This is a genomic window from Flavobacterium shii, from assembly GCF_025847235.1.
GTDB classification, from domain to species: Bacteria; Bacteroidota; Bacteroidia; order Flavobacteriales; family Flavobacteriaceae; genus Flavobacterium; species Flavobacterium shii.
In genome coordinates, this window is sequence record NZ_JAOZEW010000012.1 from 16,232 (window position 1) to 41,199 (window position 24,968).

A 24,968-nucleotide genomic window follows, 5' to 3' on the forward strand; every position below is an offset into this window, starting at 1 on the left:
TTACGAGTCTCTTCCATAATCTACAATTTAATCAAATTTTGATTTTTCTTCTACTTTTGGCCATGTATTATTAGTTACATCAATATCGGCAGTAAGTAATTTTGGATCAATTTGGATACTTTTTATAGCTTTTTCAGTCGCATACACTTTCTTAGCCGTATCATTATTCTTTCTCCAGATTTGTGCTGGGTATTTAAAATTTTCTTTTGTTCCGTCTTCATACGTAATTTCAACAAGAATAGGCATAATCATTCCGCCTGGCTTATTAAACTCTACTTCGTAAAAATATTTAGGCGTTTTTAAATTCGCTTTTTCCTCTGCTGTAAAAGTTTGTGCAATGTAATCAGACAATAACTTTACATCATCAATCTTCAATGCCTTCTTATTAGACGCATTTAATTCTTTATTATCACTAGGAATTAAATATACAAACGGTCCTTTTTCAACACCAAAACGTCCTTTTTTAACCTTAACATCTTTTAAATCTGTTGTTGCAGTTTCACTAACATAATATTGTTTCACTTCTTTGATCCCGATATCTACAAAATCTGTTGAGTAAAACCAACCTCTAAAGAACCAATCCAAATCGACAGCCGAAGCATCCTCCATAGTTCTGAAGAAATCCTCTGGAGTTGGGTGTTTAAACTTCCATCTGTTTGCATATGTTTTAAAAGCATAATCAAACAATTCTCTCCCCATAACCACTTCTCTTAAAATATTAAGACCCGTTGCCGGTTTTCCGTATGCATTATTTCCAAATTGGATAATAGTCTCAGAATTAGACATAATTGGTTCCAATGCTTTCTGATCACCACTCATATAAGGAACAATATTTTTGGCAGGACCACGTCTTGAAGGGAAATTAGGATCTAATTCTTGCTCAGCCAAATACTCCAAAAAAGAATTTAAACCTTCGTCCATCCAACTCCATTGACGCTCATCGGAATTTACTATCATTGGAAAAAAGTTATGTCCCACTTCGTGAACTACCACACCAATCATTCCGTTTTTCATTTCTTTACTAGTAACTCCATTTTCATCCGGACGTCCAAAATTCCAACAAATCATTGGATATTCCATTCCTTGATCTTCTGCCGAAACAGAAACCGCTTTTGGATAAGGGTAATCAAATGTGTGTGAAGAATAACTTTTTAAGGTATGCGCAACTGTTATCGTTGAAGTTTCTCCCCAAAGTGGATTTGCTTCTTTTGGATATACCGAAGCTGCCATAACAGTTTTATCACCAAGCTTTACGGCCATTGCATCGTAAATAAATTTTCTAGAAGTTGCAATTCCGAAATCTCGAACATTTTTAGCACTAAACTTCCATGTTTTTTTCTTTTCCGAAAATCCTTTTTCAGTTACCTCTGCTTCTTCCTGAGTAACAATTACCACAGGTTTGTCGTATGATTTTTGAGCAAGCTCATATCTTTTTACCTGCTCCGGAGTAAATACTTCACTCCTATTCATCAATTCCCCCGTAGCTTCCATCACATGATCTGCAGGTACTGTAATATTTACATCGAAATTCCCGAATGGTAAAGCAAATTCTCCTGCTCCCCAAAACTGCATATTCTGCCAACCTTCTACATCATTATAAACTGCCATTCTTGGATAGAATTGCGCAATTACATACAATCTGTTTCCATCTTTTTCGAACAATTCATATCCTGAACGCCCTCCATCTTGTCTGTAATTATTGATATTATACCACCATTTGATAGAGAATGTAATTTTTTCACCCGCTTTTAAAGGCGTAGCCAAATTGATTCTCATCATGGTTTCATTAACCGTATAAGACATTGGATTACCCTTTGCGTCTTTTATATAATCGATATTAAAACCTCGAGCCAATCCTTCCTTTAAATATTTATTCGAAAAACCATTCAAAGGTAATACCTGACTAATTTTTTCGCTTTCTGCCAATGTAGATTGCGTGTTTTTCTTAGCCTGGTTCTGGTCTAATTGCACCCACAAATACTCCAAATTATCTGGAGAATTATTAGAATATGTAATTGTCTCCGAACCATTTAATCTTGCACTTTTATCATCTAGTTCAACATCTATTTTATAATCGGCTTGTTGTTGATAATATGCAGGTCCCGGAGCTCCGGATGCTGTACGAAACATATTGGGAGTTGCCAACAAATCGTACATTTGACTAAATTTATTAGTATCGTACTTCCCTTGCTGTCTGGTGGGTGTAGTAGCTTTTTCCTGTGCAAATAAAATAGCAGGAAAAAACAATAAAATTGTAATTCTTTTCATAACTGGTTTTTGGAGTTTTGTCAGGTCGTGAAAATAATAATTTAAAAAACACCACCCTGATTTTATTCATACTTTAACACTTCTTTCCTTGAAGACTCTGTAAAAAGTACGCTCTTTTTAACTCCTAATACCGAAACATGTGTAATGTTTTGTTGCTCGGCATTCCAATCGACCAAAATCGTATTTGAAATTTCAAGACTTTTAATTTTATCCACATCTTTTATTCTGGAATAACAAACTAAAACATCATTCGATTCCACTTCTTTGGATAAAAACGTAATAGGTTTTGATTGGCCATTTACTTTTATCGTGAAATTCTCCAAAAGGTATTTTTTCAAAAGAGCAATATCAGCTTCATCCTCTTTTGCTGTTCCAATATTTGATTTCGTCTTATATGTTTTCTCAACTCCTTTATTTAAATCATCAATAAAAATCCGAGACGTAATTTGGAGCATTTTTTTTTCTGGAACATAATTTACCTGATAAACCCCAACATAAAATTTATGAAAAGCAAAAGATGATAATGATAGAAACAATAACCCTATTAAAGAGTAAATTACAATTTTTCTCATTTTTTAATATCATTCACTTTTTTGAATTCTTTACTTTTATTAATCAAAAAATCCATTAACTGAAATCTATCCTGCGGTTTTAAATATTGTTTTGAAACTGGATCATTAGAACTATACATCAAGAACAAATCAATCTCATCTTCTTTTAATTCTAAAGTCTTAGTAAAGAAAGTCGGGCTAAAATTAGCCCTTACATATTGCGTAAAAGCTACATCGTCTACTGGAACCTCTTTATCACCTGATTTATTCAAAAGTTTCTTGACATCCTTAAATATCCTCACGAAATCTGTACCGTATTTTATGGTTTGATCTGAATAAGAAGCACTATTTTCAGGGGTAGATTGTTGATCATCCTCAAATTGCATGTCAACATATTTCTGTGTATTCTTATCCAGCGATTTTACTTTTATTCCTTTCGGAATAACAACTTCTTTTAACTGATTGTTTTTCATACCTAATCGAACTACTAAAAGGCGTTCAGCAAAGTCTTTTTCTGTCAGCACCATTTTTCTTGTTTGAAAAGCCAAACTCGAAAACAACAAAGTATCTTTGGGCTGTGCCAAAATATCAAACAATCCGTTTGATGAGATAAAAGTTCTTGTTTTTGTATTAACATTTAAAACATAACCACTTTCCAAAGCTACAGAATCATTTACTACTCGTCCATGTAAAGACATTCTTGTAGCAGTTTGCGCTATACACAACTGACAAAACAAACTCAAGACCAATATTCCAATTTTATTTTTCATTTTCAATAATTGTTAAGTATTTCTGCGCCAGTCCTGTAATCAAAAACATAGTAATTGTTTTATTCTTGGCGTTTAACGAATTTACAAATTCTGGATCATCTATACAATAAAGTTGGAATCCTTTTATATATTCAACAGGAATCTTCAATCTTTCTGTATAATAATTTTCTTCGAAAAGATATTCAATTTTTGAATACAAAAGTTCTTTTTTTTCTACAACTGCTTCTTTTTTCAACATTGCCGTGCGCCCAGATATCTTATTCAAAAGCGCATCTGTTAAAGTTGACCTTGCTGTATATAATTTTCGTTCTGCTGGAGTATACTTCTTTTGCCCATAGGGTATAATTCCTAAGTTTTCGGCATTGATATTAGAATATTCATTTATAATAACTTCTTTTAACTCGACATTTTTAGCCGTCATCTTAATCAGAACTAAGTCCAATTTTAAATCATCAGTTGTAATTCTTCTTCGAAACGGCTCTAGATTCACTGCCGAAAAAACCAAAACATCATCTACTTTTACAAGGATAGAAAACTGTCCTTTACCATCCGAAATAGTAGTTGCCTGAGATGTATTATTCACAATCGTAACAGCTTCGACCGAACTTGAATCGGCTACAATTCTTCCCGAAATTTCTTTTGCAACAACAGTTTGCCCAAAAGTCATTTGAGAGAATAAAGATACAATACATAAAAGTAGGAAATTAGTTATTTTCACGTGCGATGATTTCTTTATATTTCACAGCCAATTCTCCTAATAAAAACTCTGTGGTTGTTTTATTTTTAGAATTTAGAATCTTTGTAAAGCTTTCATTTTCAATTGCAAAATATTCAAACCCCTTAACATAGTCAACAGGAATACTCAATTTTCGCACAAAATGATCTGTATCAAACATATTTTCCAAAAGCTGCATAAAGATTTCTTTTTTCTCTACAGCAAGTTCTTTTTTAAGCATTTTCGATCTACCCGAAAAAAGATTAAGCAATGGATCTGCAGAGATTGAACCTCCGGCCATTGTACCTGCAGTTGCAGTAGGATCAAGACTTGTTGCCGCTTTCAGCTTTCGTTCTGCAGCAGTATAAGAACGTTGTCCTGCTGGAATTATCCCCAATGCTACTGCATTAATATTATCATATCTCTTTATAATAACTTCCCGCAGCTGATTCATTGCCGGCTCCATTCTTACGCTAAAATTAGCCGATACAAAATTCTCATCTGTTAAAATGACCCTTCTCTCTTTAAACTGTACCGATGAAAAAACAAGTGTATCTCCTATTTTTGCTGGTATTGCAAAAACACCTTCTGCATCTGTAACAACAGAAGCTTCAGTTTTTAAATTCACAACATAAATTCCTTCTAAATCCATTGCATTAACATCTACTTTTCCTTTTACAACAGGAGACACACCTACTTGAGCCAAAAGGTTATTTGCAAGGAAAACAAAAAATACACATACAACTTTGTTCATCAAAACATAATAAGGATAAGTTGTAAAAGTATCTTAATGTCATCCAAATTTAATATTAATGAGTTGGTAAAAAAATGTTAATTAAACCTTTATTTTATAGCTTTAAAAAGTACAATTTAATACCTTTAACTTAAATAAAAACACCACAAATCCCATGAAAAGCATCATTATCGCCAGCACTTCTACTATACACGGCGGAAGCTACTTAGACTATTTATTACCCGAATTACAAGTACACTTTAAGAACTGCAATACACTTCTTTTTATCCCTTTTGCAAGACCTGGAGGAATCTCGCACGAACAATATACAAATACGGTTTCTCAAGCTTTTGAAAAAATAAACATTAAAGTAAAAGGAATCCATGAATTTGAAGACGCTATAACTGCTATTAATAACGCCGAAGGAATTTTTACTGGTGGCGGAAATACTTTTTTATTAGTAACACAACTTTACAAAAATAACATTATGACCGTTCTTGCCGAAGCGGTAAAAAATGGAACACCTTATTTAGGGACGAGTGCAGGCAGTAACATTTGCGGACTATCAATGCAAACCACTAACGATATGCCAATTATTTACCCACCAAGTTTCCAGACTTTAGGATTAATTCCGTTTAATTTAAATCCACATTATTTAGATCCAGATTCTCAATCTAAACACATGGGCGAAACACGCGAAACAAGAATTAAAGAATTCCATGCTTTTAATACACTTCCAGTTTTAGGATTACGTGAAGGAAGCTGGCTAGATGTAAAAGGAAATCAAATTGTTTTGAAAGGAAATTTATCTGCTCGTCTTTTTAGACAAAATCAAGAGCCTGAAGAATTAGCTCCTCAAACAGAGTTGAGTTATGTGCAATAAAAAAGCCGAAACTATTAAGTTTCGGCTTTTTAAAGAGCGAAAGACGAGGCTCGAACTCGCGACAACCAGCTTGGAAGGCTGGAGCTCTACCAACTGAGCTACTTTCGCATTAACAGGGTGCAAATGTAAAAAATTTAAATCATTCTAAAAAATAAAAATCAAAAAACTTTTTCTTTTTAAAAGAAACCGAAACATTTGCAATTTCGGTTTCTTAGAGCGAAAGACGAGGCTCGAACTCGCGACAACCAGCTTGGAAGGCTGGAGCTCTACCAACTGAGCTACTTTCGCATTACTGTGGTGCAAATATAGATAATAACTTCAGTTATAAACAAGTTTTTTTTACAAAAATTTCGCAAAATCTTAAACAAATTCTTTAATATATTTAAAACTAAAAAGTTATAACTTTACTATTCTTTAAAAAATCATGTCAAACATACGAGAAATATCCGCCCAAGAAACTTATCCGGTACGCAATCCTGTTCTACGAAAAGGAAAACCTATAGAAAGTTGCCACTTTGATGGTGATGATTTACCCACTACACATCACTTTGGTTTATTCGATGATAAAAATTTAGTAGGAATTATTTCGCTATTCCGGAATTCTAATATTACCTTTGCGGAAAATTTCCAATCGCAGATTCGAGGAATGGCCATTTTGGACAATTTTAGAAAGAAAGGATTTGGAGAGGCTTTGGTAAATTACTGTGAAGAATATTGCATTACCACTAATTGCAAGTTAATATGGTTTAATGCCAGAATTGAAGCCGTTGGTTTTTATGAAAAAATGGGATATCAAAAAACGGGCGCTATTTTTGAAATAAATGATGTTGGAAAACATCTACTAATGTTTAAAAAACTTTAAAATGAATAAATTATACTTTTTTCTATTATTATGTATCGTTATTAGCTGCAAGAAAGAAGAGAAAATAATTCCTGTAAAAAAGACTACACCCCTTCCTTCAATCATCCAGACTGATGAACGAAAAATTCAATTAGACACTTCATTGATTGGCTCTTTTAAAAGTGAAAACCTTCAAAAATTTTACATCGCATCAAACAATGAAACTGTTTGGGGAGACCTCAAAAAAAGAACATTCATTATTGATGAACTAAAAAAATCTGAGACGTTGGGACTAAACCCGAACGACTACAACATAAAAAAGATAGAAGACTTTGAAAAGAAAATAAATAAGCTAGACGATACCGATTTAGCCCTTTATGATGTTTTACTTACTTATAATTTCCAAAAATATCTTACTCACCTATATAAAGGAAAATTAAATCCAAAGAAATTATATAACGATTGGGATCTAAATGATAAACCTTTTGATGTAAACACCATCCTAATAAAAGCTTTTAACGACAATGACTTAGACCTTGCCATCGAAAAAAGCCAACCAAAGACATACACCTACAAGCGCTTATTAAAATCACTTGAATTAATTAATAAATTTCCGGATGATGATATAAAGAAAATAGAAATCAAGGATAAAGTAACTCTACATGACACTAGCAATGCCATGATTAGTATAAAAAAAAGACTTCTATACTGGAACGATTTATCAAGCAGAGACAGCCTGACATCAATTTACGATACTAAAACATTTGAAGCAATTAAAAAATTCCAAACGCGTCATGGTCTTGCTGCGGATGGAGTTATAGGACAAGGAACAATTAATGCTCTGAATTTTTCTAAAATAAAAAGAAAACAACAAATAATTGCCAATATAGAACGCTGGAGATGGTTCTCGGATACTTTATCTGAAAATTATTTTATAATAAACATTCCCGATTACAGCCTGAATGTTATTGAAAATAAAGATACTACCATCGTTCGAAAAATTGTAGTAGGGACCAATAGTCGAAAAACTCCTATTTTAACCTCAACCCTTAAATCTGTAGTTTTTAACCCAACATGGACTGTCCCGCCAACAATTTTAAAAGAAGATGTCGTTCCTGCGATGAAACGTAATCGTAATTATTTAAAAAATAAGAATATTACAATTTACAATAAAGCAAATTCGGTTGTAGAACCTAATGACTGGAATGAAAATTCACCAGGCAATTATCGCTATGTACAAAGTCCGGGAAGTAACAATTCTTTAGGATTAATGAAAATATTATTCCCAAATAATCATAGTGTTTATTTACACGACACCAATCATCGCAACTTATTTGGCAGAAACAATCGTTCTTTAAGTTCTGGCTGCGTTCGTGTTGAAAACCCATTGGAACTGGCACAACATATATTAGACTCTAATAATTGGTCTAAAGAAAGAATAGACTCCGTTATCGTAACCAAGAAGACTACCAGTGTGAAAATTGCCAAAAAATATGCTATGTATCAATGGTATTGGACTGCATGGAGCGAAAAAAACACATTACAGTTTAGAGATGATATATATAACCTAGATTCAGATTTATATGCTAAATTAAGAAATTAGCTTTTCTTCCATCGCAAAACTTCTTGATGGATGATAAATATATAAACACGATTTATCCTTTATAGCCTCGATGATTGCATTTGTTAATTCTACCGGAATAGCTGGACAACCCAGACTACGACCTAATCTTTTATTATCTCTAATAAAAGATTCCGAAACATAATCGGCACCATGAATTACAACTGCTCTTTCTCGTGCATTATCATTAATACCTTTTTCCAAACCATCTAAACGTAATGAAATTCCGTGTTTTCCTTTATACGCCTCTCCTGTTGCATAAAATCCAAGGCTACTCTTAAAAGATGAATTTGTATTTGAAAAATCTGATGCAAATTCTTCACCAGTATTTTTTCCATGCGCAACCAAGGATTGAAACAATACTGTATTTGTAGATAAATCTATAACCCAAAGACGTTTCAGATTAGATGACAAACTAAAATCTACTAAAGTCAAAAGATCTTTTTGAATAAGTCCTTTTTCTTTTAATAAATAAAAACCTTTTAAAGCTTCTGTAAAACTCTTAAGTTCTGGTAAATCAAAATTATTTGCGTTAAGCATATTGTAAACAGTTTTGATTCTTACATCCAAACTTGATCCTACAATACTAGCAATATTTTTCTTCTCAACTTTTTTAACTTCTGGGGTAGTTTTTGTATCCGTGGTAAATGACAAAAACAAAAAAAGCAGTGCGGGATAAATCTTATAAATCATTGAATATGTTTAGGTTATAATTTGTTTCGTGGTTCGCAAATGTATAAAAAAAATGCATCTTTCAAAATTTTATGCAAGAAAGTCATTGAACTTTAGTTAAATTTTAACGGTTATAAGCTACTTTTTATTGTGTTTTCTTAACGAAAAGATAAAAACAATGATTAATACACCTAACTTTTTAAACTCCAAATACTTATACACAAAAACCATTTCCAATTATTTACTATCAATTTTCAATAATCCAGATACACCAACTAAAGATGAAACTACAGCAAAAAACATATTTGGCACGCCCACTTATGAGTTACATATTAAAACATATTTATTAATAAGTATTTTCAATTTACCCAATATATCGTGGTGAAAATAAAATCTAATCTGCATTTATTTTAAAAAAAATCAGCTTCTACAATTAAATTATTATTTTTTAATACAGTTCACTTTATAAAGCATAATTGTACTCAGGTCATTCTTAAACATTTTATAAATGGCTTATCTTTGTAGAAAATAAATTCTGATGAACAAAAAAGTAATCCTTATGATTTTAGATGGTTGGGGAAAATCTCCCGACCCTAAAGTATCTGCAATAGACAATGCAAATGTTCCATTTATAAACAGCCTTTACCAAAACTACCCAAGCGCACAACTTCGCACTGACGGCTTAAATGTAGGTTTACCCGAAGGACAAATGGGAAACAGTGAAGTTGGTCACATGAATCTTGGTGCAGGAAGAATCGTTTACCAGGATTTAGCAAAAATCAACCTTGCAGTAGCTCACAATACTCTAGCCAAAGAGCAAGTACTTGTAGATGCTTTTACTTATGCAAAAGAGAATAATAAAAAAGTACATTTTTTAGGACTAGTTTCTGATGGTGGTGTTCACTCACACACTTCTCACCTACGTGGATTAATTGATGCTACACAAGAATATGGTTTAGACAAAGTATTTGTTCATGCCTTTACAGATGGTCGTGATGTAGATCCAAAATCTGGGGCAACTTACATTCAGGATTTAGAAAATCACATCGCAAACACTCCAGTAAAAATAGCATCTGTTATAGGTCGTTATTATGCAATGGATCGTGACAAACGCTGGGAACGTGTAAAACTAGCTTACGACTTGGTTGTAAACGGATTAGGAACACACTCCAAAGATGCTGTAGCCTCAATAAAAGAAAGCTACAAAAACAACGTTACCGATGAATTTATCGCACCAATAATCATGGTTGATGCAAATGATAAACCATTAGCAACTATCGGAGAGGACGATGTTGTTATTTTCTTCAATTTTAGAACCGATAGAGGTCGTGAACTTACTGAGGCGTTATCGCAACAAGATTTTCATGAACAAAACATGCACAAACTAAAATTGTATTATGTAACGCTTACCAATTATGACGAAACCTATCTAAACGTAAAAGTTGTTTATAACAAAGACAACATAACAGAGACTTTAGGTGAAGTTTTAGAAAAAGCAAACAAAAAGCAAATCCGAATTGCCGAAACTGAAAAATACCCTCACGTAACTTTCTTCTTTTCTGGAGGAAGAGAAATTCCATTTGAAGGAGAAAGCAGAATCTTAAGAAATTCTCCAAAAGTAGCAACATACGACTTACAACCAGAAATGAGTGCCTTTGAATTAAAAGACGCACTTGTTCCTGAATTAAATAAAGGCGATGTAGATTTTGTATGTTTAAATTTTGCCAATGGAGACATGGTAGGACATACAGGAATTATGAGTGCTGCAATATTAGCTTGTGAAGCTGTTGATGCTTGCGTAAAAGAAGTTATCGAAGCCGCTCTTGCAAATGATTATACTACTATCGTAATTGCCGATCACGGTAATTGCGAGACGATGATTAATCCAGACGGAAGCCCAAATACAGCGCACACAACTAATCCTGTACCAATTATACTGGTAGACAAAGAATTAAAAACAATACACGACGGTGTTCTTGGCGACATTGCTCCTACTATTCTTGAATTAATGGGAATCCCACAACCAGCAGCAATGACTTGCCACTCGTTATTGTAAAAACAATGTCAAACAAATAGTAAAAAAGCTGTTCTTAATCATAAGAATAGCTTTTTTTTTGCACAAATAAGAGTTAAAAGCTCATAATTGATAGTAATACTATTATATTTGCATTAAAAATAACTTTTATGGAAATTATACTATCAAATTTAAAAATCCAAGTCAATGAAAAGATCTATGTAAAAGATCCCGAAACATCTGCGTTGGGAAAAAAGATTATTGAACAAAGTATTTTACTCATTGATGCTATTGGTTTTGATAATTTTACATTTAAAAAATTAGGAGAGAAAATAGGATCAAACGAAAGTTCGATTTATCGCTATTTCGAAAACAAACACAAATTATTAGTCTACTTATCCTCTTGGTACTGGAGCTGGATGGAATACAAACTGGTTTTTGCCACAACTAACATTACAGATAAAAAAGAAAAACTCAATAAAGCCATCACAATTGTTACCGAGAAAATAACAGATGATACCGCTACAGAACACATTAATGAAGCGATTTTAAATAAGATTCTAATTGCAGAATTCACAAAGACACTTCATACAAAAGAAGTAGATCAAGAAAATAAAGAAGGCTTTTTTTTAATATACAAAAGAGTAATTAATAGAATTGTTACAATTGTAAAGGAAGTAAATCCCGAATATGCTTTTGCTAAATCATTAGTTTCAACTATTGTAGAAGGAAGCTTACACCAACATTTTCTAACAGATCATTTAAAAACAATTACCGATTGTAATGACACTGTTACAACAACACAATTTTACTTAAATCTTACAGAAAACGTTTTACGCTAAAAATAACCAACATGACTCCACTAAAAAGATTTTACAATTTACTTGAACTGGATAAAAAAGACATTTATCAAATCTTTTTCTATGCTATTTTCGCTGGATTAATAAGCTTATCACTGCCTTTAGGTATTCAGGCAATTATTACTTTTATACAATCTGGCAGAGTAAGCGCATCCTGGATTGTTCTGATTATATTGGTTGTTGCCGGAGTTGCGCTTGTTGGAATTTTATCTTTTATGCAATTGCGAATTACCGAAAACTTACAACAAAAAATATTTGTTCGTGCTTCGTTTGAATTTGCAGCTCGTTTGCCAAAAATAAAACAAGCAGAATTATATGGCACGTATCCTCCAGAATTAACGAATCGTTTTTTTGACACCATGACTATTCAAAAAGGGACTTCAAAATTATTGACTGATTTCTCGGCAGCCTTACTCCAAATCACTTTTGGAATCATCCTGTTGTCCTTATACCATCCCTATTTTATAGTATTTGGTCTCTTATTGTTCCTGCTTTTATACTTCATTTTTAAATTTTCATACAAATCAGGCTTAGAAACTAGTTTAAAAGAATCAAAATTTAAATACAAGGTTGCTAGCTGGTTACAAGAAATGGCACGTAATAATTTTAGTTTTAGAAATGAACTTAATTATGATTTTGCCCTTCAAAAAAACAACTCAATAGTAGCTGGATATCTTACTTATCGTGAGAAACATTTTAGTATTATCAAAAGACAATTTACACAATTGATTCTTTTCAAAATCATCATAACAGCTAGTTTACTATCTATTGGAGGATATTTGGTATTGAGTCAGGAAATGAATATTGGACAATTTGTTGCCGCTGAAATTATCATCTTATTAGTCATTAACTCTGTTGAGAAGATTATTCTTGGACTCGAAAGTTTTTATGATGTTTTGACTTCTGTTGAAAAAATAGGACAAGTAACTGATTTAGAATTAGAAGAAAATTCAGACTCACAAAACGACCGTTGCTATAACAACATCACTTTAGAAACAGAAGGTTTAAGTGTTAAATTTCCAGATTCTCCAAAGAATGCCTTAGACGCTATAACACTTAAAATAAATCAGGGAGAAAAAATAGTAATTGACGGTCAAAATGGCTCAGGAAAAACAACTCTTATTCGAGTATTATCGGGTATACTTAAACAAAATTCTGGCGCTTTTTATATCAATGACGACACCTTTAAGAAAATAGACCTAAAGCAATATCGCTCACAGATTGGCAGTATTATCCATAACGAAACCCCATTTGAGGGAACCATTTTAGAAAATATTACTTTTAATGATCCAACGATAAGTTCTGAAGACTTAAAATGGGCAATTGATGGCGTACAACTTAGCCCGTTTATTAAATTACTACCTAAAGGTTTAGACACACACATTTATCCTGAAGGAAGGCAATTGTCTTCATCTAATGCACAAAAAATTCTATTGGCAAGAAGTATTATTCATAAACCAAAAATCCTTTTTTACGAAGATCCGACAGATACAATGGACGAAGATGTTGCCAACGAAATTATTGATTTTATAACTTCAGATAAGAATAAATGGACCATTATTGTTTCGTCTAAAAACCCTTATTGGAAAACAAAATCGACTCGAAAATTAACCATGCAAAATGGCCTCATTATTCTTGATCAAAAAAACTAATACGTCATGCTAAACATTTCCGACAATAAAACAAAACTACAGTCTTTAGACAAGTATAAAACGATAAAAGACCTAAGCAACAGACCACATTATAAAATTTTGAATAAAATAATAATTGGTACTGCGATTATAGGGATAATTGCTCTTTTCTTGCCTTGGACTCAGAATATCTCTGGATCAGGAGCTGTAACAACCTTAAAACCTAACCAAAGACCACAATCTATCCAAAGTATTATTTCTGGTCGAATAGAAAAATGGTATGTACAAGAAGGAGATTTTGTAAAAAAAGGCGATACTATCATGTTTATATCTGAGATAAAAGAAGATTACATGGATCCAAATTTAGTTGAGAATACTAAAAACCAAGTAGATGCCAAAAAGCATTCTCTTGAATCTTATGGAGAAAAAGTAAACACCCTTTCTAAACAAATAGAGTTTATAGAAAATGAAAAGAGATTAAAATTAGAACAAGCTAGAAACAAAGTAAAACAATCTCTTTTAAAAATAAAAAGCGACAGTATTGATCTTGTAGCAGTAAAAACACAGCTAAAAATTGCAAATACACAATATAATCGTTCCTTACAATTAAATAAAGAGGGATTAAAACCAATGACTGATGTAGAAGAAAAACGCTTAAAACTACAAGATGTTGATGCTAAAATTGTAACTCAGGAAAACAAATACTTAACGAGCAAAAATGAATATATAAATGCCAAAGTTGAGATTAACAGAATCACAGCGGAATATTCTGAAAAAGCAGCTAAAGCCAAAAGTGATCAATATACTACCTTGAGTAATAAATTTGATACTGAAGCTCAAGTAAGTAAACTAGAGAATCAATATGTAAATTACAGCGTACGTAATGGTATGTATTATATAAAAGCGGCTCAAAATGGTTATATAAACAGAGCTTTGCTGGCTGGTATTGGTGAGACTATAAAAGAAGGAACTCCGATAGTAACCATAATGCCATCTGAATATGATATTGCGGTTGAAACCTTTATAAACCCAATCGATTTACCTTTGATCAAAAAAGGAGAAAAAGTACGTGTTTGGTTTGATGGTTGGCCTACGATTGTATTTTCTGGCTGGCCTGATATTTCTTATGGAACTTTTGGAGGTCAAGTCGTAGCAATAGAAAACTTTATTAGCGACAATGGTAAATACAGAATTCTAATTGCCCCTGACCCATCCGAAGCTAAATGGCCAAAACAACTAAGCATTGGTTCTGGTGCGCAAACAATTGCCCTATTAGACACTGTGCCTATTTGGTTTGAAATCTGGAGAACTCTTAACGGATTTCCTCCTAATTATTATAAGAGCGAAACAAAAACTACAAAAGAAAAGAAATAATGAAACCAATACTTATTGCCTTTCTCTTTATTGGTTTTACCGTTTTTGGTCAAGAACCAATTTCTAAGGAATTCACTTATAATGAATTCCTTGGATATGTAAAAAAATACCATCCATTGGTTAAAAATGCTAATTTGGAAGTAAGCAAAGCTCAAGCCAATTTAATGATGGCTCGAGGTGGTTTTGATCCAAAAATTGAAGTCGATTTTAGTCAAAAACAATTTAAAGACAAAGAATATTACTCCATTTTAAATAGCAGTTTTAAAATCCCAACCTGGTACGGAATTGAGTTAAAAGCCGGATTCGACAATAACGAAGGTGTTTATCTTAATCCTGAGAACACAACCCCAAATCAGGGATTAACTTCTTTCGGGATTAGTGTACCTATTGGGCAAGGACTATTCATTAATCAAAGAATGGCAGATGTTCGAAAAGCTAAAATTCAGATAAAACTAAGTGAGTCCGAAAGGAAACTTCAAGCCATTGCTGTATTGTACGATGCCTCGATTGCTTATTTTAACTGGAAGAAGAATTTTGACGAAATGAAGCTTTATGAAACATACGATAATAATGCTGAAATACGCTTATCAGGTATCAAAGCTTTAATAAGTCAGGGAGACAAACCTGCAATTGATAGTATCGAAGCTGGAATTAGTTTAAAAAATAGAGAATTAAGCCTTGAGGATTCTAAATTAAAACTAGCTAAAGCTAAACTAGAACTATCTAATTTTCTTTGGTTAGAAAATAATATTCCGCTAGAGATGTCGGATAGTCTTGTTCCTGAAACTGCATTAGAAAACACATTGCAAGAAACGCTAAAAACTAATGACTTATTACAAAACGACTTTAGCTTAGAAACGCATCCAAAAATAAACGCATTACAAAACAAAATAGAGATTTTGAATGTAGAAAAAAAGCTAAAAGAGAATATGCTGTTACCTAAAATAAATGTAGGCTACTCTTATTTATCAGAACCTAGCTACATTGACAATTATAATTTTAAAGATTATAAAGTTGGCTTAGAATTTTATTTCCCTTTATTTTTAAGAAAGGAAAGAGGGAATTTAAAACTAGCAAAATTTAAAGTTCAAGAAAATGAATTTGCTTTGGCTTTAGAAAAAACACAATTAACGAATAAAATAAGTGCTCAAAAATTAGAAATCAATTCGCTCTTAAAACAAAAGAAACTGGCGAAAGATTTGGTTGAAAATAATGTTACGATGCTCAACTCCGAAGAACGTTTATTTTCGTTTGGAGAAAGCTCTCTATTCTTAATCAATACTCGAGAAAATAATTTAGTAAGTGCCAAGCTTGCAGCTATTGCTTTAGAAAACAGATTTTATATTTCTAATTCGGAACTTTTTAAAATCATGGCAAATCCAGATTAAAACAGAACTTAAAATATCCTGAAAAGAGACAAATCTTACGGTTTGTCTCTTTTTTTAGGTAATAATATGTTCTACAAAATAAATAAAAAGACCAACAAACCCTCCTACTACGGTTCCGTTAATTCGGATAAACTGTAGATCTTTCCCGATTTCTAATTCTAGCTTATTCGAAATTTCTTCCTTGTCCCAGCTTTTAACCGAAGAAGCAATTAAGTCACCAATCATTTGCTTATTCTTTAAAAGGATTCCTAGCAAATCTATTTTTATAAAATTATTTATTTTGCTCAACATAATCTCATCCCCTTTTATACTCACGCCAAAATTCTGAATCATGCTGATGATTTTATTTTTTATTTTAGAATCATCTTTCTTTTCTAAATCGGCAGAAATAGCCACTTTAATCTGACTCCAAATATCATTGATATATTCTCTTACTTCGCTTTTATGAGCAAACTCTATTACTAAATCATTTACTTTTTGCTGAAGCTCTGGCGAATTATTTAACTCTGTAATAAAGTCAAGAACGTAAGCATTTATTTTTCTCCTGATACTGCTGTTAGAATGTTTTGCTTCATCGATAAACTCATAAAGTCCGTTAAAAATACCATCTGCAATCTTTTTATCGGCTACTCCAAGCGTATACCAAGGCGTTGATTTATTTACTTTTTCGCGAATCACATCTCTGTTATTCTGCAATTCTTCGGTAAGTATTTTTAATACATTAGTAATTAACTGTTCTTGTTTTTCACTTTTGGTTAAAGACTCCAACCCTACTGCAATCCATTCTCCAAAATTTATTTCCCTTAATTTGGTTTCAAATTTGGCTTGAATAAACCTCTGAACATCTTCATCTACAATTGTTTTTAAAATCCCTGGTATAATATCTTCAATAATTAATGACGCAATCGTATTTGCATTAGTTTTATCAGACAACCAGTTTGCAGCCTTTTCGGCAAAATTAAACTGTTCGATTTTTACTTCTAATTTCTCTTTGATTAAGAACTCATCAGAAACAAAAGTGCCGAGATTTTGCCCAATGGCATCTTTATTATTAGGTATTAAGGCGGTATGCGGAATTGGCAATCCTAGAGGATGCCTGAATAATGCCACTATAGCAAACCAATCTGCAATTCCACCAACCATCGCAGCTTCGCTAAAGGCTTTTAGCCAACCTATTTTAAAATAAATTGCAATTAAAAAAAGAACTACAGCTACACCCAATACTCCCAAAGCAAATCTCTTCATCTTAATCAAGCCTGCCGATTTACTTTTACCTTCTTGGTTAATACTATTTTTCATAATGTAACGAGTTAATTAATAAGCTAATTTATTCAATTGTTTCTACAACTCTTTTCATTTTAACAAGATAATTTTACAATCTTTCTATATATTTATTGTCTGCTATTTGTTGTAATTATAATTGTTATAATTAAATACAAAAGCTATTTAAAAAAAATAATATTAAAATTGTACTTTTGCCAACTGAAAATCCGAAATTATGATTATTGTAAAATCACGTGAAGAAATAGAATTAATGCGCGAAAGTGCCTTAATCGTATCTAAAACATTAGGAATGATTGCTTCTGAAATAAAAGAAGGAGTTACCACATTATATCTTGACAAACTAGCCGAAGAATTTATTCGTGATCACGGTGCTGTACCAAGCTTTTTAGGTTTGTACGACTTCCCGAACTCACTTTGTATGAGTCCAAACTCGCAAGTTGTTCACGGTATTCCAAATAATACACCTCTAAAAAGTGGTGATGTTATCTCGGTAGATTGTGGTGCATACAAAAACGGTTATCACGGAGATCACGCTTACAGCTTTGAGATAGGAGAAGTTGCTCCAGAGGTTAAAAAATTATTACAAGTTACCAAAGAATCTTTATATGTAGGAATCCGCGAATTTAAAGCTGGAAACCGCGTAGAAGATGTTGGAAGCGCTATACAAAAATATACCGAAGCACATGGATATGGTGTTGTTCGCGAACTAGTTGGTCACGGACTTGGACAAAAAATGCACGAAGATCCTGAAATGCCTAATTATGGTAAAAAAGGAAGAGGAAAACTTTTTGTTGAAGGAATGGTTGTTGCCATTGAACCAATGATTAATCTTGGAACAAGAAACATAAAACAACATAAAGATGGCTGGACAATTACAACTGCCGACGGTAAAGCAAGTGCACACTTTGAGCATGATGTAGCTTTAATCGATGGTAAACCAGAAATCTTATCAACTTTCCAATACATCTATAAAGCCCTAGGAATCGAGAGTAACGAAGAAGATGAATTCAGAAAAGTGCCTCTGGTATTATAAGATAAAGCTATTACGCTAAGTTTCACAAAGCAAACACAAAGATTTAGTTTCAAATAGTCTTAAAGATGAGTCAAGAGTTCTCCGAAATACCTGAAGATTTACAAGCAATATCATACAAGGTAATTGGCTTAGCAATTGAAGTTCATCGACAACTTGGACCAGGCTTACTTGAATCAGCTTATCAAGAGTGTCTATTTTATGAAATTAAAAATGCAGGTTTAAAGGTTGAAAAAGAGGTTACACTCCCAATTATTTATAAAGAAATTAGATTAGAACAAGGATATCGAATTGATTTACTTGTCGAAAACAAATTAGTAATTGAGTTAAAAAATGTCGAAAATTTCAGCCCAGCTCATTTTGCACAAATAGTAACGTATTTAAAGCTAGGAAAATATCCATTAGGTTTATTGATAAACTATAACAGCACCATATTAAAAAACAATATAAAAAGATTTATAAACTCAAAATCAAATACTTAAAAACTTAGCGAATCTTTGAGTTCACTTTGTGAGCCTTTGCGAAATAATTATGAAGAAACTTTTTAAACTAATACTTAATACCATTCCACGTCCATTATTAATTCGTTTGAGTTATGTGGCACGTCCTATTTTAGCCTTTACATTAAAAGGAGATAAATTTACCGATCCTATCGATGGTAAAAGTTTCAAAATGTTTTTACCTTATGGTTATGGAACTCAACGTAACAACGTATTATCACCAAGTACGCTTTCTTTAGAGAGACACCGTTTGTTATGGTTATATCTGAACGATCAAACAGATTTCTTTACAGCGCCAAAAAAAGTATTACACTTTGCTCCGGAACAAGCATTTTATAAACTATTTCGCAAGCAAAAAAATCTTGATTATACAACGACTGATTTGTTCTCTCCTTTAGCAGATGTAAAAGCAGATATCTGCAATTTGCCTTTTAAGGATAATGAATATGATGTCATTTTATGCAATCACGTTTTAGAGCATATTCCTGATGATACTAAAGCTATGCAAGAATTATTTCGCGTTTTAAAACCAGGCGGAATGGCAATTTTGCAAATCCCACAAGATTTATCAAGAGAAGTTACTTTTGCCGATGATACAATTACCGACCAAAAAGAACGTGCTAAGATATTCGGACAATATGACCACGTACGTATTTACGGTCGTGATTATTTTGATAAATTAAGAAGCATTGGCTTTATAGTAATCGAAGAAGATTACACTAACAAAATAGCTCCAGAACTGGTAGAGAAATATTGTTTGGCCAAAGGAGAAATTATCCCACTTTGCTTTAAACAGGAAAACTAAAAAGTTTTTCACCATATAAGTGATGTAAGTTCATTTAAAAAGCTCTTGACCAATAATACAATCAAGACTGAATTATAAAATATAATAATCATTCAAAACCTAACAGGTTTTAAAAACCTGTTAGGTTCATCAATGGAATAGTATTTTTTTTATTTAAATTCTTGATTCGAATTAATAACTAAAACAAAAAATCCGTTTTTATCAGCGTTTTGCTTTAGCAATCCGTTTTATCTGCGTTACTTTTAGTTTTTTCGAATTAGACAACTTCCCAAATTACAACCAAACCAAATCCCTAATCTTGGAACCTTCGAAATCATTTCAATTTTGTTTTGACATCAGTTTTGAAAAAAATCTGAATACCCATATCCCAACTGCTTATATTGTAGAAGATGTTATTGATAATGACATTAAATATTTAAACAAAAAAGCAACTGCAGACGTTCTTGATGGCTTTGGAATTGTCTTCGAAAATTTAGATGCTAACTCAAAAAAAATATTGACGGCTTGTGAATCTTTAAAGCCTGAATTTATTTTCAAGAAATTTAGTGCAAAAATAAAATCGGCTAAAACAATTACTGATTTGCAAAAAGATTCCAAAATAGATTTTGCAATTCGTCAGCATTTACAACTAAATTTAAGTTCCTTTTACACACTAATTGTAAAAGAACAATTTCCGTTATCTATTAACATGGGAATTGAAAAGGATTTTTATCGTTCGCGAGTTACTATTAATCCTCTAGATTTTGAACCTCTAATTCAATTTGACAAACACTCAGAAGGAATTACCTATACCCTATCTTTAAAAGAAAACAACACTACATTTTTGCCTATGAATAGTAGTGTCGATATCCTACTAGATGAGCCAGGCTGGTTAATTATCGATAAAAAATTAGGGCAATTAAAAGAACTGAATTCTAAAAAACTTTCCCCTTTTTTAAAGAAAAAATCAATCGAAATACCTTCAAGATTAGTTGATGATTATTTTAAGAATTTCATTCCTGAAATAGCAAAAAAGACCGATATTGAAGCAACTGGTTTTGAAATTGAACTTCGTGATAAAATTATTTCCTGTACGATTCAACCCGTTTATGATTTTTTTAAAAACTGTTATTATCTTAACCTTCATTTCGATTATGACGGGTATATTTTTGATGCCAGTAAGCCTAAAAAAACACATACATATGTTGATTTTAGCGTTGCCAATGAGCCAAAAATAATTCAATTTAAACGAAGTCCTGATGAAACTTCATATACAGATAAGCTACTTGAAATTGGTTTTATAAAAATAAAAAATGAATTATTTGGATGGAATTCGGACACCGAAATTCCTGATCCTTACACTAATATTCAATTGGTAATTAATCGCAAGGAAGAATTAGAAAATTTAGGTTTTACAATCCAAAATTTGCAACTGGAAAGCAAAGCAATCATTACAGAAAATCATACTGTTTTATTTTCAAAAGGAGAAACTAAAGAAGATTGGTTTGACATTAAAATAATCATTTCGATTGGGGATTATACAATCAATTTCAGCGAAATTATTCCAAATATAAAAAGCAAAGAAAGACTTTTTTTATTACCTGACGGAAACTATTTTTTGATTCCTTTAGAATGGCTCAGTAAATATAGTTCGCTGGCAAAATTGGCCAGAACAGAGAATGGAAATCTGCTTTTGCGTAAAAGTAATTTTGCCGCTTTAGATGCAATTCCGGAAATCAAAAACGATGTAAATCCAATTCTAAAAGCTGAATATGTATCTTCTGATTTGCTAAAAGCGACTTTAAGACCATATCAAATTGATGGTGTAAAATGGCTTTTGAGTCATTTTAACTCCAATTTAGGCGCTTGTCTGGCCGATGATATGGGACTTGGTAAGACTTTACAAACCTTAGCCGTATTGGTTGCCGTACAAGAGCAGTTAGGATTTACAACTAAAACCACGAATTTTGACTTGTTTCAAAACGAAACCATTATCGAAAGAGAACCTTTAAAAACTTTAATCGTTTTACCTTCTTCATTGGTTTTTAACTGGTATAATGAAGCTGGGAAATTTACACCGCATTTTTCAAAAATGCAGTATGTTGGTAACGACCGAAAACCATTAGCGAGCAGATTAGAATCATCCGATTTGATTTTCACTAGTTACAGCATCATTCATCGTGATATTTCAATTTTAGAAAAATACAATTTCCGTTATTTAATTTTGGACGAAAGTCAATACATTAAAAATAAAAATTCTAAGATTTTTAAAGCTATAAATAAAATAAACACGGAACATAAAATAGCTTTAAGTGGTACGCCTATCGAAAACTCTTTGGATGATTTATGGTCGCAAATGCAATTTATAAATCCTGATATTTTGGGTAGTTATAATTTCTTTGCCGAAAATTATAAAATTCCGATTGAGAAAAAGCAAGATGAAGATAGTTTAGCAGAGCTAAAAAATCTTATTCAGCCTTATATTTTAAGAAGAACCAAAGAACAGGTTTTAAAAGATTTACCCGAATTAACAGAGCAGATTTATTATTGCGACATGGATCCTGAACAGGAGAAATTATATGAAAAAGAGAAATCAAAAGCTCGTAATTTTTTACTAAACACAGATGGATCCAGCCCAGACAAAATTAGCATTATCAATACGCTGATGAAGTTAAGACAACTGAGTAATCATCCGAAAATGGTAGATCAGGAATCTGAAATTGATTCCGGAAAATACAATGCAGTCACTAATTATCTAGAAACGTTAGTAAAAGGGAAACAAAAAACGATCATTTTTAGTTCATTTGTTACTAATTTGAGTTTTTACACGACTTGGTGCAAAGAAAATAAAATAGCTTTTTGCGAAATTACAGGCGATACCCCTGCTAAGAAAAGAGAACAGCAGGTAAATCTGTTTCAGGAAAACGAAGATCCTTTGTTGTTTTTTATATCGCTCAAAGCTGGTGGCGTTGGTTTAAATATCACCAAAGCTTCTTATGTTTTGTTCTTAGATCCTTGGTGGAATCCTTTTGCTGAAAAACAAGGAGTGGGAAGAGCGCACCGAATTGGGCAATTAAACAAAGTAAATGTTATCCGATTTATTTCGAAAAATACGGTTGAAGAAAAAATAATTAAACTGCAAGAAAACAAAAAACTATTATCTGATTCACTTTTAGAAGAAAGCTTTGTTAACGACGAAATTGAAGTTAATTTAGAATACATATTAGGTTCTTAATAAATTGGCATATTTTTCGTTATATAAAATTGTTATATTTACAATCTTACAACGTAATAAGATGCCAAATTCTTTCTTTCAAAAATTAATTTTCTTCTTTGTTTTTGCTTCGGCTACAGCCCAGGTACAATCCGAAATCCCGCCCCCTTATAATATCAAAACCGTTTCGTTTGTACAAGGTGGGCAAAATGTTGTTCCTATAATTGAACTAGGAAATGAATTTCAGTTGCAGTTTGACGACCTGTTTGGCAACGAAGCCGATTACTACTACGAAATCATTCACTGCGATTACAATTGGATTCCATCCGATATTCCGAAAACAGATTATCTACAAGGATTTGATGGTCAAAGAATCACCAATTACACCAATTCATTTAATACCATACAATTATATTCTCATTATAAAGTTTCTTTTCCGAATCAAAATACACAACTATTAATCACAGGTAATTATATCATTAAAATCCTAAATGAAGATAAAGATGTTGTTTTTACAAGAAAATTTATTCTTTATGAAAACTTGGTTACTGTACCTGTTCAGGTAAAACGAAGTCGAACTGTAAGTGATATCGAATACAAACATAATTTGGATTTTGCCATAAAATCTAACTCATTCCTTTTTCAGACTCCATTACAAAGTGTAAAAGTTTTTATATTACAAAATGGCAACTTTAATACTGGAATTAAAAACGTCCCACCACAGTACACAATTGGGAACGATTTAATATACAAATACAACAACGAAACACAGTTTTGGGCTGGAAATGAATTTTTATATTTTGAAAATAAAGACATCCGTAATGCAGGTAATAATGTGGGAAGAGTAGATTCTAGTAAAGATATATATAGTTCTTATTTATACACTAATAGCGCCAGAGGCAATTTCCCTTATACAAACTATCAGGATATTGATGGAAACTTTGTTGTGAAGAATATAAACGCCTCCAATAATGAGGTGGAAGCCGATTATGCCTGGGTTTATTTCTCCCTTTCGGCTCCATCTTTCCGACTCAATAAAGACATTTACATTAACGGAATGTTTAACAACTACAGTTTAACTCCCGAAAATAAAATGGATTATAATACCGAAAAAGGAGTGTACGAAAAAGCCATAATGATAAAGCAGGGATTTACTAACTACCAATATCAAATAGCTGATAAAAAAGGAATTATCGATGCTCAAAATGCAATCGATGGCAATTTTTACCAAACAGAGAATGAATATACTATATTGGTCTATTATCGCGAAAGCAGAGACCGTTATGATCGTGTAATTGGGAAAGGATCTGCTAACTCCTTAAATATCATCAATTAAAAAACATTTAAGAAATGGTTCTTTTGAATCATTTTTTTTGTAAATTTGCTTCTATTACGCACATATATACCACTTTAGTATGGTTTCACAAATAACAAGAGGCATAAAAATATCGGTTTTGACTAGTTTTGAAGGTACCTACTTCAAGAACTACAAGATTCACTTTGCCTTTAGCTATGTGGTTACTATAGAGAACCATAGTAAAGATTCGGTGCAACTTACTTCTCGTCATTGGGAAATTTTCGATTCATTAAACGATATCGAAATAGTAGATGGTGAAGGCGTAATAGGTAAAAAACCTGTTTTAAAACCTGGCGAATTCCACACTTATAGCTCTGGTTGTTTATTATCGTCTCCTTATGGCGCAATGAAAGGATATTTTAATATGGTTAATTTTACTACTACAAAAACTTTCAAGGTTATCGTACCTACATTTAGAATGTGTGCTCCTTTTGCATTGAACTAATCTCTTTATTTCACCAGAATATTTTATAGTTAT

21 protein-coding genes and 2 tRNA genes are annotated in these 24,968 nt (G+C 32.2%); 14 read left to right on the plus strand and 9 right to left on the minus strand.

Translation table 11 applies throughout. The features are described 5' to 3' along the window. Positions 1 to 27 precede the first annotated feature (27 nt). From OIU83_RS12135 to OIU83_RS12155, 5 genes are all read right to left on the minus strand, one after another. Positions 28 to 2,268, minus strand: a complete 2,241-nt coding sequence (locus OIU83_RS12135) for a M1 family metallopeptidase (protein ID WP_264206525.1) — start codon at positions 2,266 to 2,268, stop codon at positions 28 to 30. Positions 2,269 to 2,330: 62 nt separating this feature from the next. After that, complete coding sequence (locus tag OIU83_RS12140) at positions 2,331 to 2,840, minus strand: DUF6702 family protein (RefSeq protein WP_264206526.1); 510 nt, start codon at positions 2,838 to 2,840, stop codon at positions 2,331 to 2,333. Continuing rightward, positions 2,837 to 3,589, minus strand: a complete 753-nt coding sequence (locus OIU83_RS12145) for a hypothetical protein (protein ID WP_264206527.1) — start codon at positions 3,587 to 3,589, stop codon at positions 2,837 to 2,839. The genes OIU83_RS12140 and OIU83_RS12145 overlap by 4 nt, the downstream gene beginning before the upstream one ends. Continuing rightward, complete coding sequence (locus OIU83_RS12150) at positions 3,579 to 4,307, minus strand: carboxypeptidase-like regulatory domain-containing protein (RefSeq protein WP_264206528.1); 729 nt, start codon at positions 4,305 to 4,307, stop codon at positions 3,579 to 3,581. Before OIU83_RS12150 ends, OIU83_RS12145 begins: the two co-directional genes overlap by 11 nt. After that, positions 4,294 to 5,058 (minus strand): carboxypeptidase-like regulatory domain-containing protein, encoded by a 765-nt coding sequence (locus OIU83_RS12155; protein WP_264206529.1) that lies wholly within the window; start codon positions 5,056 to 5,058, stop codon positions 4,294 to 4,296. The genes OIU83_RS12150 and OIU83_RS12155 overlap by 14 nt, the downstream gene beginning before the upstream one ends. A 154-nt stretch (positions 5,059 to 5,212) precedes the next feature. Here OIU83_RS12155 and pepE point away from each other — a divergent pair, with 154 nt between their 5' ends. Next, entirely contained in the window at positions 5,213 to 5,920 is a 708-nt protein-coding gene (gene pepE / locus OIU83_RS12160; RefSeq protein WP_264206530.1) for a dipeptidase PepE, read from the plus strand. A gap of 35 nt (positions 5,921 to 5,955) precedes the next feature. Here the strand turns inward: pepE and OIU83_RS12165 are convergent. Then, positions 5,956 to 6,028: transfer RNA gene (locus OIU83_RS12165), tRNA-Gly, on the minus strand. Between the two features lie 107 nt (positions 6,029 to 6,135). Further along, a tRNA-Gly gene (locus OIU83_RS12170) sits at positions 6,136 to 6,208 on the minus strand. A gap of 136 nt (positions 6,209 to 6,344) precedes the next feature. On the opposite strand from OIU83_RS12170, the gene OIU83_RS12175 reads away from it, so the two are divergent. Together OIU83_RS12175 and OIU83_RS12180 are read left to right on the plus strand one after the other, a co-directional pair. Continuing rightward, positions 6,345 to 6,782: a GNAT family N-acetyltransferase gene (locus OIU83_RS12175; protein WP_264206531.1), complete on the plus strand. Its 438-nt coding sequence runs from the start codon at positions 6,345 to 6,347 to the stop codon at positions 6,780 to 6,782. A 1-nt stretch (position 6,783) separates the two neighbouring features. Continuing rightward, the gene (locus OIU83_RS12180) at positions 6,784 to 8,364 is read left to right on the plus strand and encodes a L,D-transpeptidase family protein (protein WP_264206532.1); all 1,581 of its coding nucleotides are present in this window, start codon (positions 6,784 to 6,786) and stop codon (positions 8,362 to 8,364) included. On the opposite strand, the gene OIU83_RS12185 is transcribed toward OIU83_RS12180, so the two are convergent. Continuing rightward, positions 8,353 to 9,075: a murein L,D-transpeptidase catalytic domain family protein gene (locus OIU83_RS12185; protein ID WP_264206533.1), complete on the minus strand. Its 723-nt coding sequence runs from the start codon at positions 9,073 to 9,075 to the stop codon at positions 8,353 to 8,355. The genes OIU83_RS12180 and OIU83_RS12185 overlap by 12 nt on opposite strands. Before the next feature lie 517 nt (positions 9,076 to 9,592). Here OIU83_RS12185 and gpmI point away from each other — a divergent pair. From gpmI to OIU83_RS12210, 5 genes are all read left to right on the plus strand, one after another. Beyond that, entirely contained in the window at positions 9,593 to 11,110 is a 1,518-nt protein-coding gene (gene gpmI / locus OIU83_RS12190; RefSeq protein WP_264206534.1) for a 2,3-bisphosphoglycerate-independent phosphoglycerate mutase, read from the plus strand. A 128-nt stretch (positions 11,111 to 11,238) separates the two neighbouring features. Beyond that, positions 11,239 to 11,910 carry a TetR/AcrR family transcriptional regulator gene (locus OIU83_RS12195; protein ID WP_264206535.1) on the plus strand — a complete coding sequence of 224 codons (672 nt, stop codon included), beginning with the start codon at positions 11,239 to 11,241 and terminating at the stop codon, positions 11,908 to 11,910. An 11-nt stretch (positions 11,911 to 11,921) separates the two neighbouring features. Further along, a complete protein-coding gene (locus OIU83_RS12200; RefSeq protein WP_264206536.1) occupies positions 11,922 to 13,580 on the plus strand; it encodes a peptidase domain-containing ABC transporter in 1,659 nt (552 codons plus the stop codon). A 6-nt stretch (positions 13,581 to 13,586) separates the two neighbouring features. Then, positions 13,587 to 14,933, plus strand: a complete 1,347-nt coding sequence (locus OIU83_RS12205) for an HlyD family secretion protein (protein ID WP_264206537.1) — start codon at positions 13,587 to 13,589, stop codon at positions 14,931 to 14,933. After that, positions 14,933 to 16,321 carry a TolC family protein gene (locus OIU83_RS12210; protein ID WP_264206538.1) on the plus strand — a complete coding sequence of 463 codons (1,389 nt, stop codon included), beginning with the start codon at positions 14,933 to 14,935 and terminating at the stop codon, positions 16,319 to 16,321. Before OIU83_RS12205 ends, OIU83_RS12210 begins: the two co-directional genes overlap by 1 nt. 54 nt (positions 16,322 to 16,375) lie before the next feature. Here OIU83_RS12210 and OIU83_RS12215 read toward each other — a convergent pair whose 3' ends face one another. Beyond that, positions 16,376 to 17,620: a DUF445 domain-containing protein gene (locus tag OIU83_RS12215; protein ID WP_264206539.1), complete on the minus strand. Its 1,245-nt coding sequence runs from the start codon at positions 17,618 to 17,620 to the stop codon at positions 16,376 to 16,378. 199 nt (positions 17,621 to 17,819) lie between these two features. On the opposite strand from OIU83_RS12215, the gene map reads away from it, so the two are divergent. The 6 genes from map (at position 17,820) to apaG (ending at position 24,935) form a co-directional block, all read left to right on the plus strand. Further along, positions 17,820 to 18,638 carry a type I methionyl aminopeptidase gene (gene map / locus OIU83_RS12220; protein ID WP_264206540.1) on the plus strand — a complete coding sequence of 273 codons (819 nt, stop codon included), beginning with the start codon at positions 17,820 to 17,822 and terminating at the stop codon, positions 18,636 to 18,638. Positions 18,639 to 18,703: 65 nt separating this feature from the next. Next, a complete protein-coding gene (locus OIU83_RS12225; protein WP_264206541.1) occupies positions 18,704 to 19,117 on the plus strand; it encodes a GxxExxY protein in 414 nt (137 codons plus the stop codon). 49 nt (positions 19,118 to 19,166) lie between these two features. Then, positions 19,167 to 19,940: a class I SAM-dependent methyltransferase gene (locus tag OIU83_RS12230; protein ID WP_264206542.1), complete on the plus strand. Its 774-nt coding sequence runs from the start codon at positions 19,167 to 19,169 to the stop codon at positions 19,938 to 19,940. 298 nt (positions 19,941 to 20,238) lie between these two features. After that, positions 20,239 to 23,154 carry a DEAD/DEAH box helicase gene (locus OIU83_RS12235; RefSeq protein WP_264206543.1) on the plus strand — a complete coding sequence of 972 codons (2,916 nt, stop codon included), beginning with the start codon at positions 20,239 to 20,241 and terminating at the stop codon, positions 23,152 to 23,154. A gap of 61 nt (positions 23,155 to 23,215) precedes the next feature. Then, complete coding sequence (locus OIU83_RS12240) at positions 23,216 to 24,469, plus strand: type IX secretion system plug protein (protein ID WP_264206544.1); 1,254 nt, start codon at positions 23,216 to 23,218, stop codon at positions 24,467 to 24,469. A 79-nt stretch (positions 24,470 to 24,548) separates the two neighbouring features. Beyond that, the gene (apaG, locus tag OIU83_RS12245) at positions 24,549 to 24,935 is read left to right on the plus strand and encodes a Co2+/Mg2+ efflux protein ApaG (RefSeq protein WP_264206545.1); all 387 of its coding nucleotides are present in this window, start codon (positions 24,549 to 24,551) and stop codon (positions 24,933 to 24,935) included. Positions 24,936 to 24,968 lie beyond the last annotated feature (33 nt).

Bases quoted from the DNA above. Each gene is read 5' to 3' on its own strand.
- OIU83_RS12135 (WP_264206525.1), bottom strand. From the start codon at position 2,268: ATGAAAAGAATTACAATTTTATTGTTTTTTCCTGCTATTTTATTTGCA.
- OIU83_RS12140 (WP_264206526.1), bottom strand. From the start codon at position 2,840: ATGAGAAAAATTGTAATTTACTCTTTAATAGGGTTATTGTTTCTATCA.
- OIU83_RS12145 (WP_264206527.1), bottom strand. From the start codon at position 3,589: ATGAAAAATAAAATTGGAATATTGGTCTTGAGTTTGTTTTGTCAGTTG.
- OIU83_RS12155 (WP_264206529.1), bottom strand. From the start codon at position 5,058: ATGAACAAAGTTGTATGTGTATTTTTTGTTTTCCTTGCAAATAACCTT.
- pepE (WP_264206530.1), top strand. From the start codon at position 5,213: ATGAAAAGCATCATTATCGCCAGCACTTCTACTATACACGGCGGAAGC.
- OIU83_RS12175 (WP_264206531.1), top strand. From the start codon at position 6,345: ATGTCAAACATACGAGAAATATCCGCCCAAGAAACTTATCCGGTACGC.
- OIU83_RS12180 (WP_264206532.1), top strand. From the start codon at position 6,784: ATGAATAAATTATACTTTTTTCTATTATTATGTATCGTTATTAGCTGC.
- OIU83_RS12185 (WP_264206533.1), bottom strand. From the start codon at position 9,075: ATGATTTATAAGATTTATCCCGCACTGCTTTTTTTGTTTTTGTCATTT.
- gpmI (WP_264206534.1), top strand. From the start codon at position 9,593: ATGAACAAAAAAGTAATCCTTATGATTTTAGATGGTTGGGGAAAATCT.
- OIU83_RS12195 (WP_264206535.1), top strand. From the start codon at position 11,239: ATGGAAATTATACTATCAAATTTAAAAATCCAAGTCAATGAAAAGATC.
- OIU83_RS12200 (WP_264206536.1), top strand. From the start codon at position 11,922: ATGACTCCACTAAAAAGATTTTACAATTTACTTGAACTGGATAAAAAA.
- OIU83_RS12205 (WP_264206537.1), top strand. From the start codon at position 13,587: ATGCTAAACATTTCCGACAATAAAACAAAACTACAGTCTTTAGACAAG.
- OIU83_RS12210 (WP_264206538.1), top strand. From the start codon at position 14,933: ATGAAACCAATACTTATTGCCTTTCTCTTTATTGGTTTTACCGTTTTT.
- OIU83_RS12215 (WP_264206539.1), bottom strand. From the start codon at position 17,620: ATGAAAAATAGTATTAACCAAGAAGGTAAAAGTAAATCGGCAGGCTTG.
- map (WP_264206540.1), top strand. From the start codon at position 17,820: ATGATTATTGTAAAATCACGTGAAGAAATAGAATTAATGCGCGAAAGT.
- OIU83_RS12225 (WP_264206541.1), top strand. From the start codon at position 18,704: ATGAGTCAAGAGTTCTCCGAAATACCTGAAGATTTACAAGCAATATCA.
- OIU83_RS12230 (WP_264206542.1), top strand. From the start codon at position 19,167: ATGAAGAAACTTTTTAAACTAATACTTAATACCATTCCACGTCCATTA.
- OIU83_RS12240 (WP_264206544.1), top strand. From the start codon at position 23,216: ATGCCAAATTCTTTCTTTCAAAAATTAATTTTCTTCTTTGTTTTTGCT.
- apaG (WP_264206545.1), top strand. From the start codon at position 24,549: ATGGTTTCACAAATAACAAGAGGCATAAAAATATCGGTTTTGACTAGT.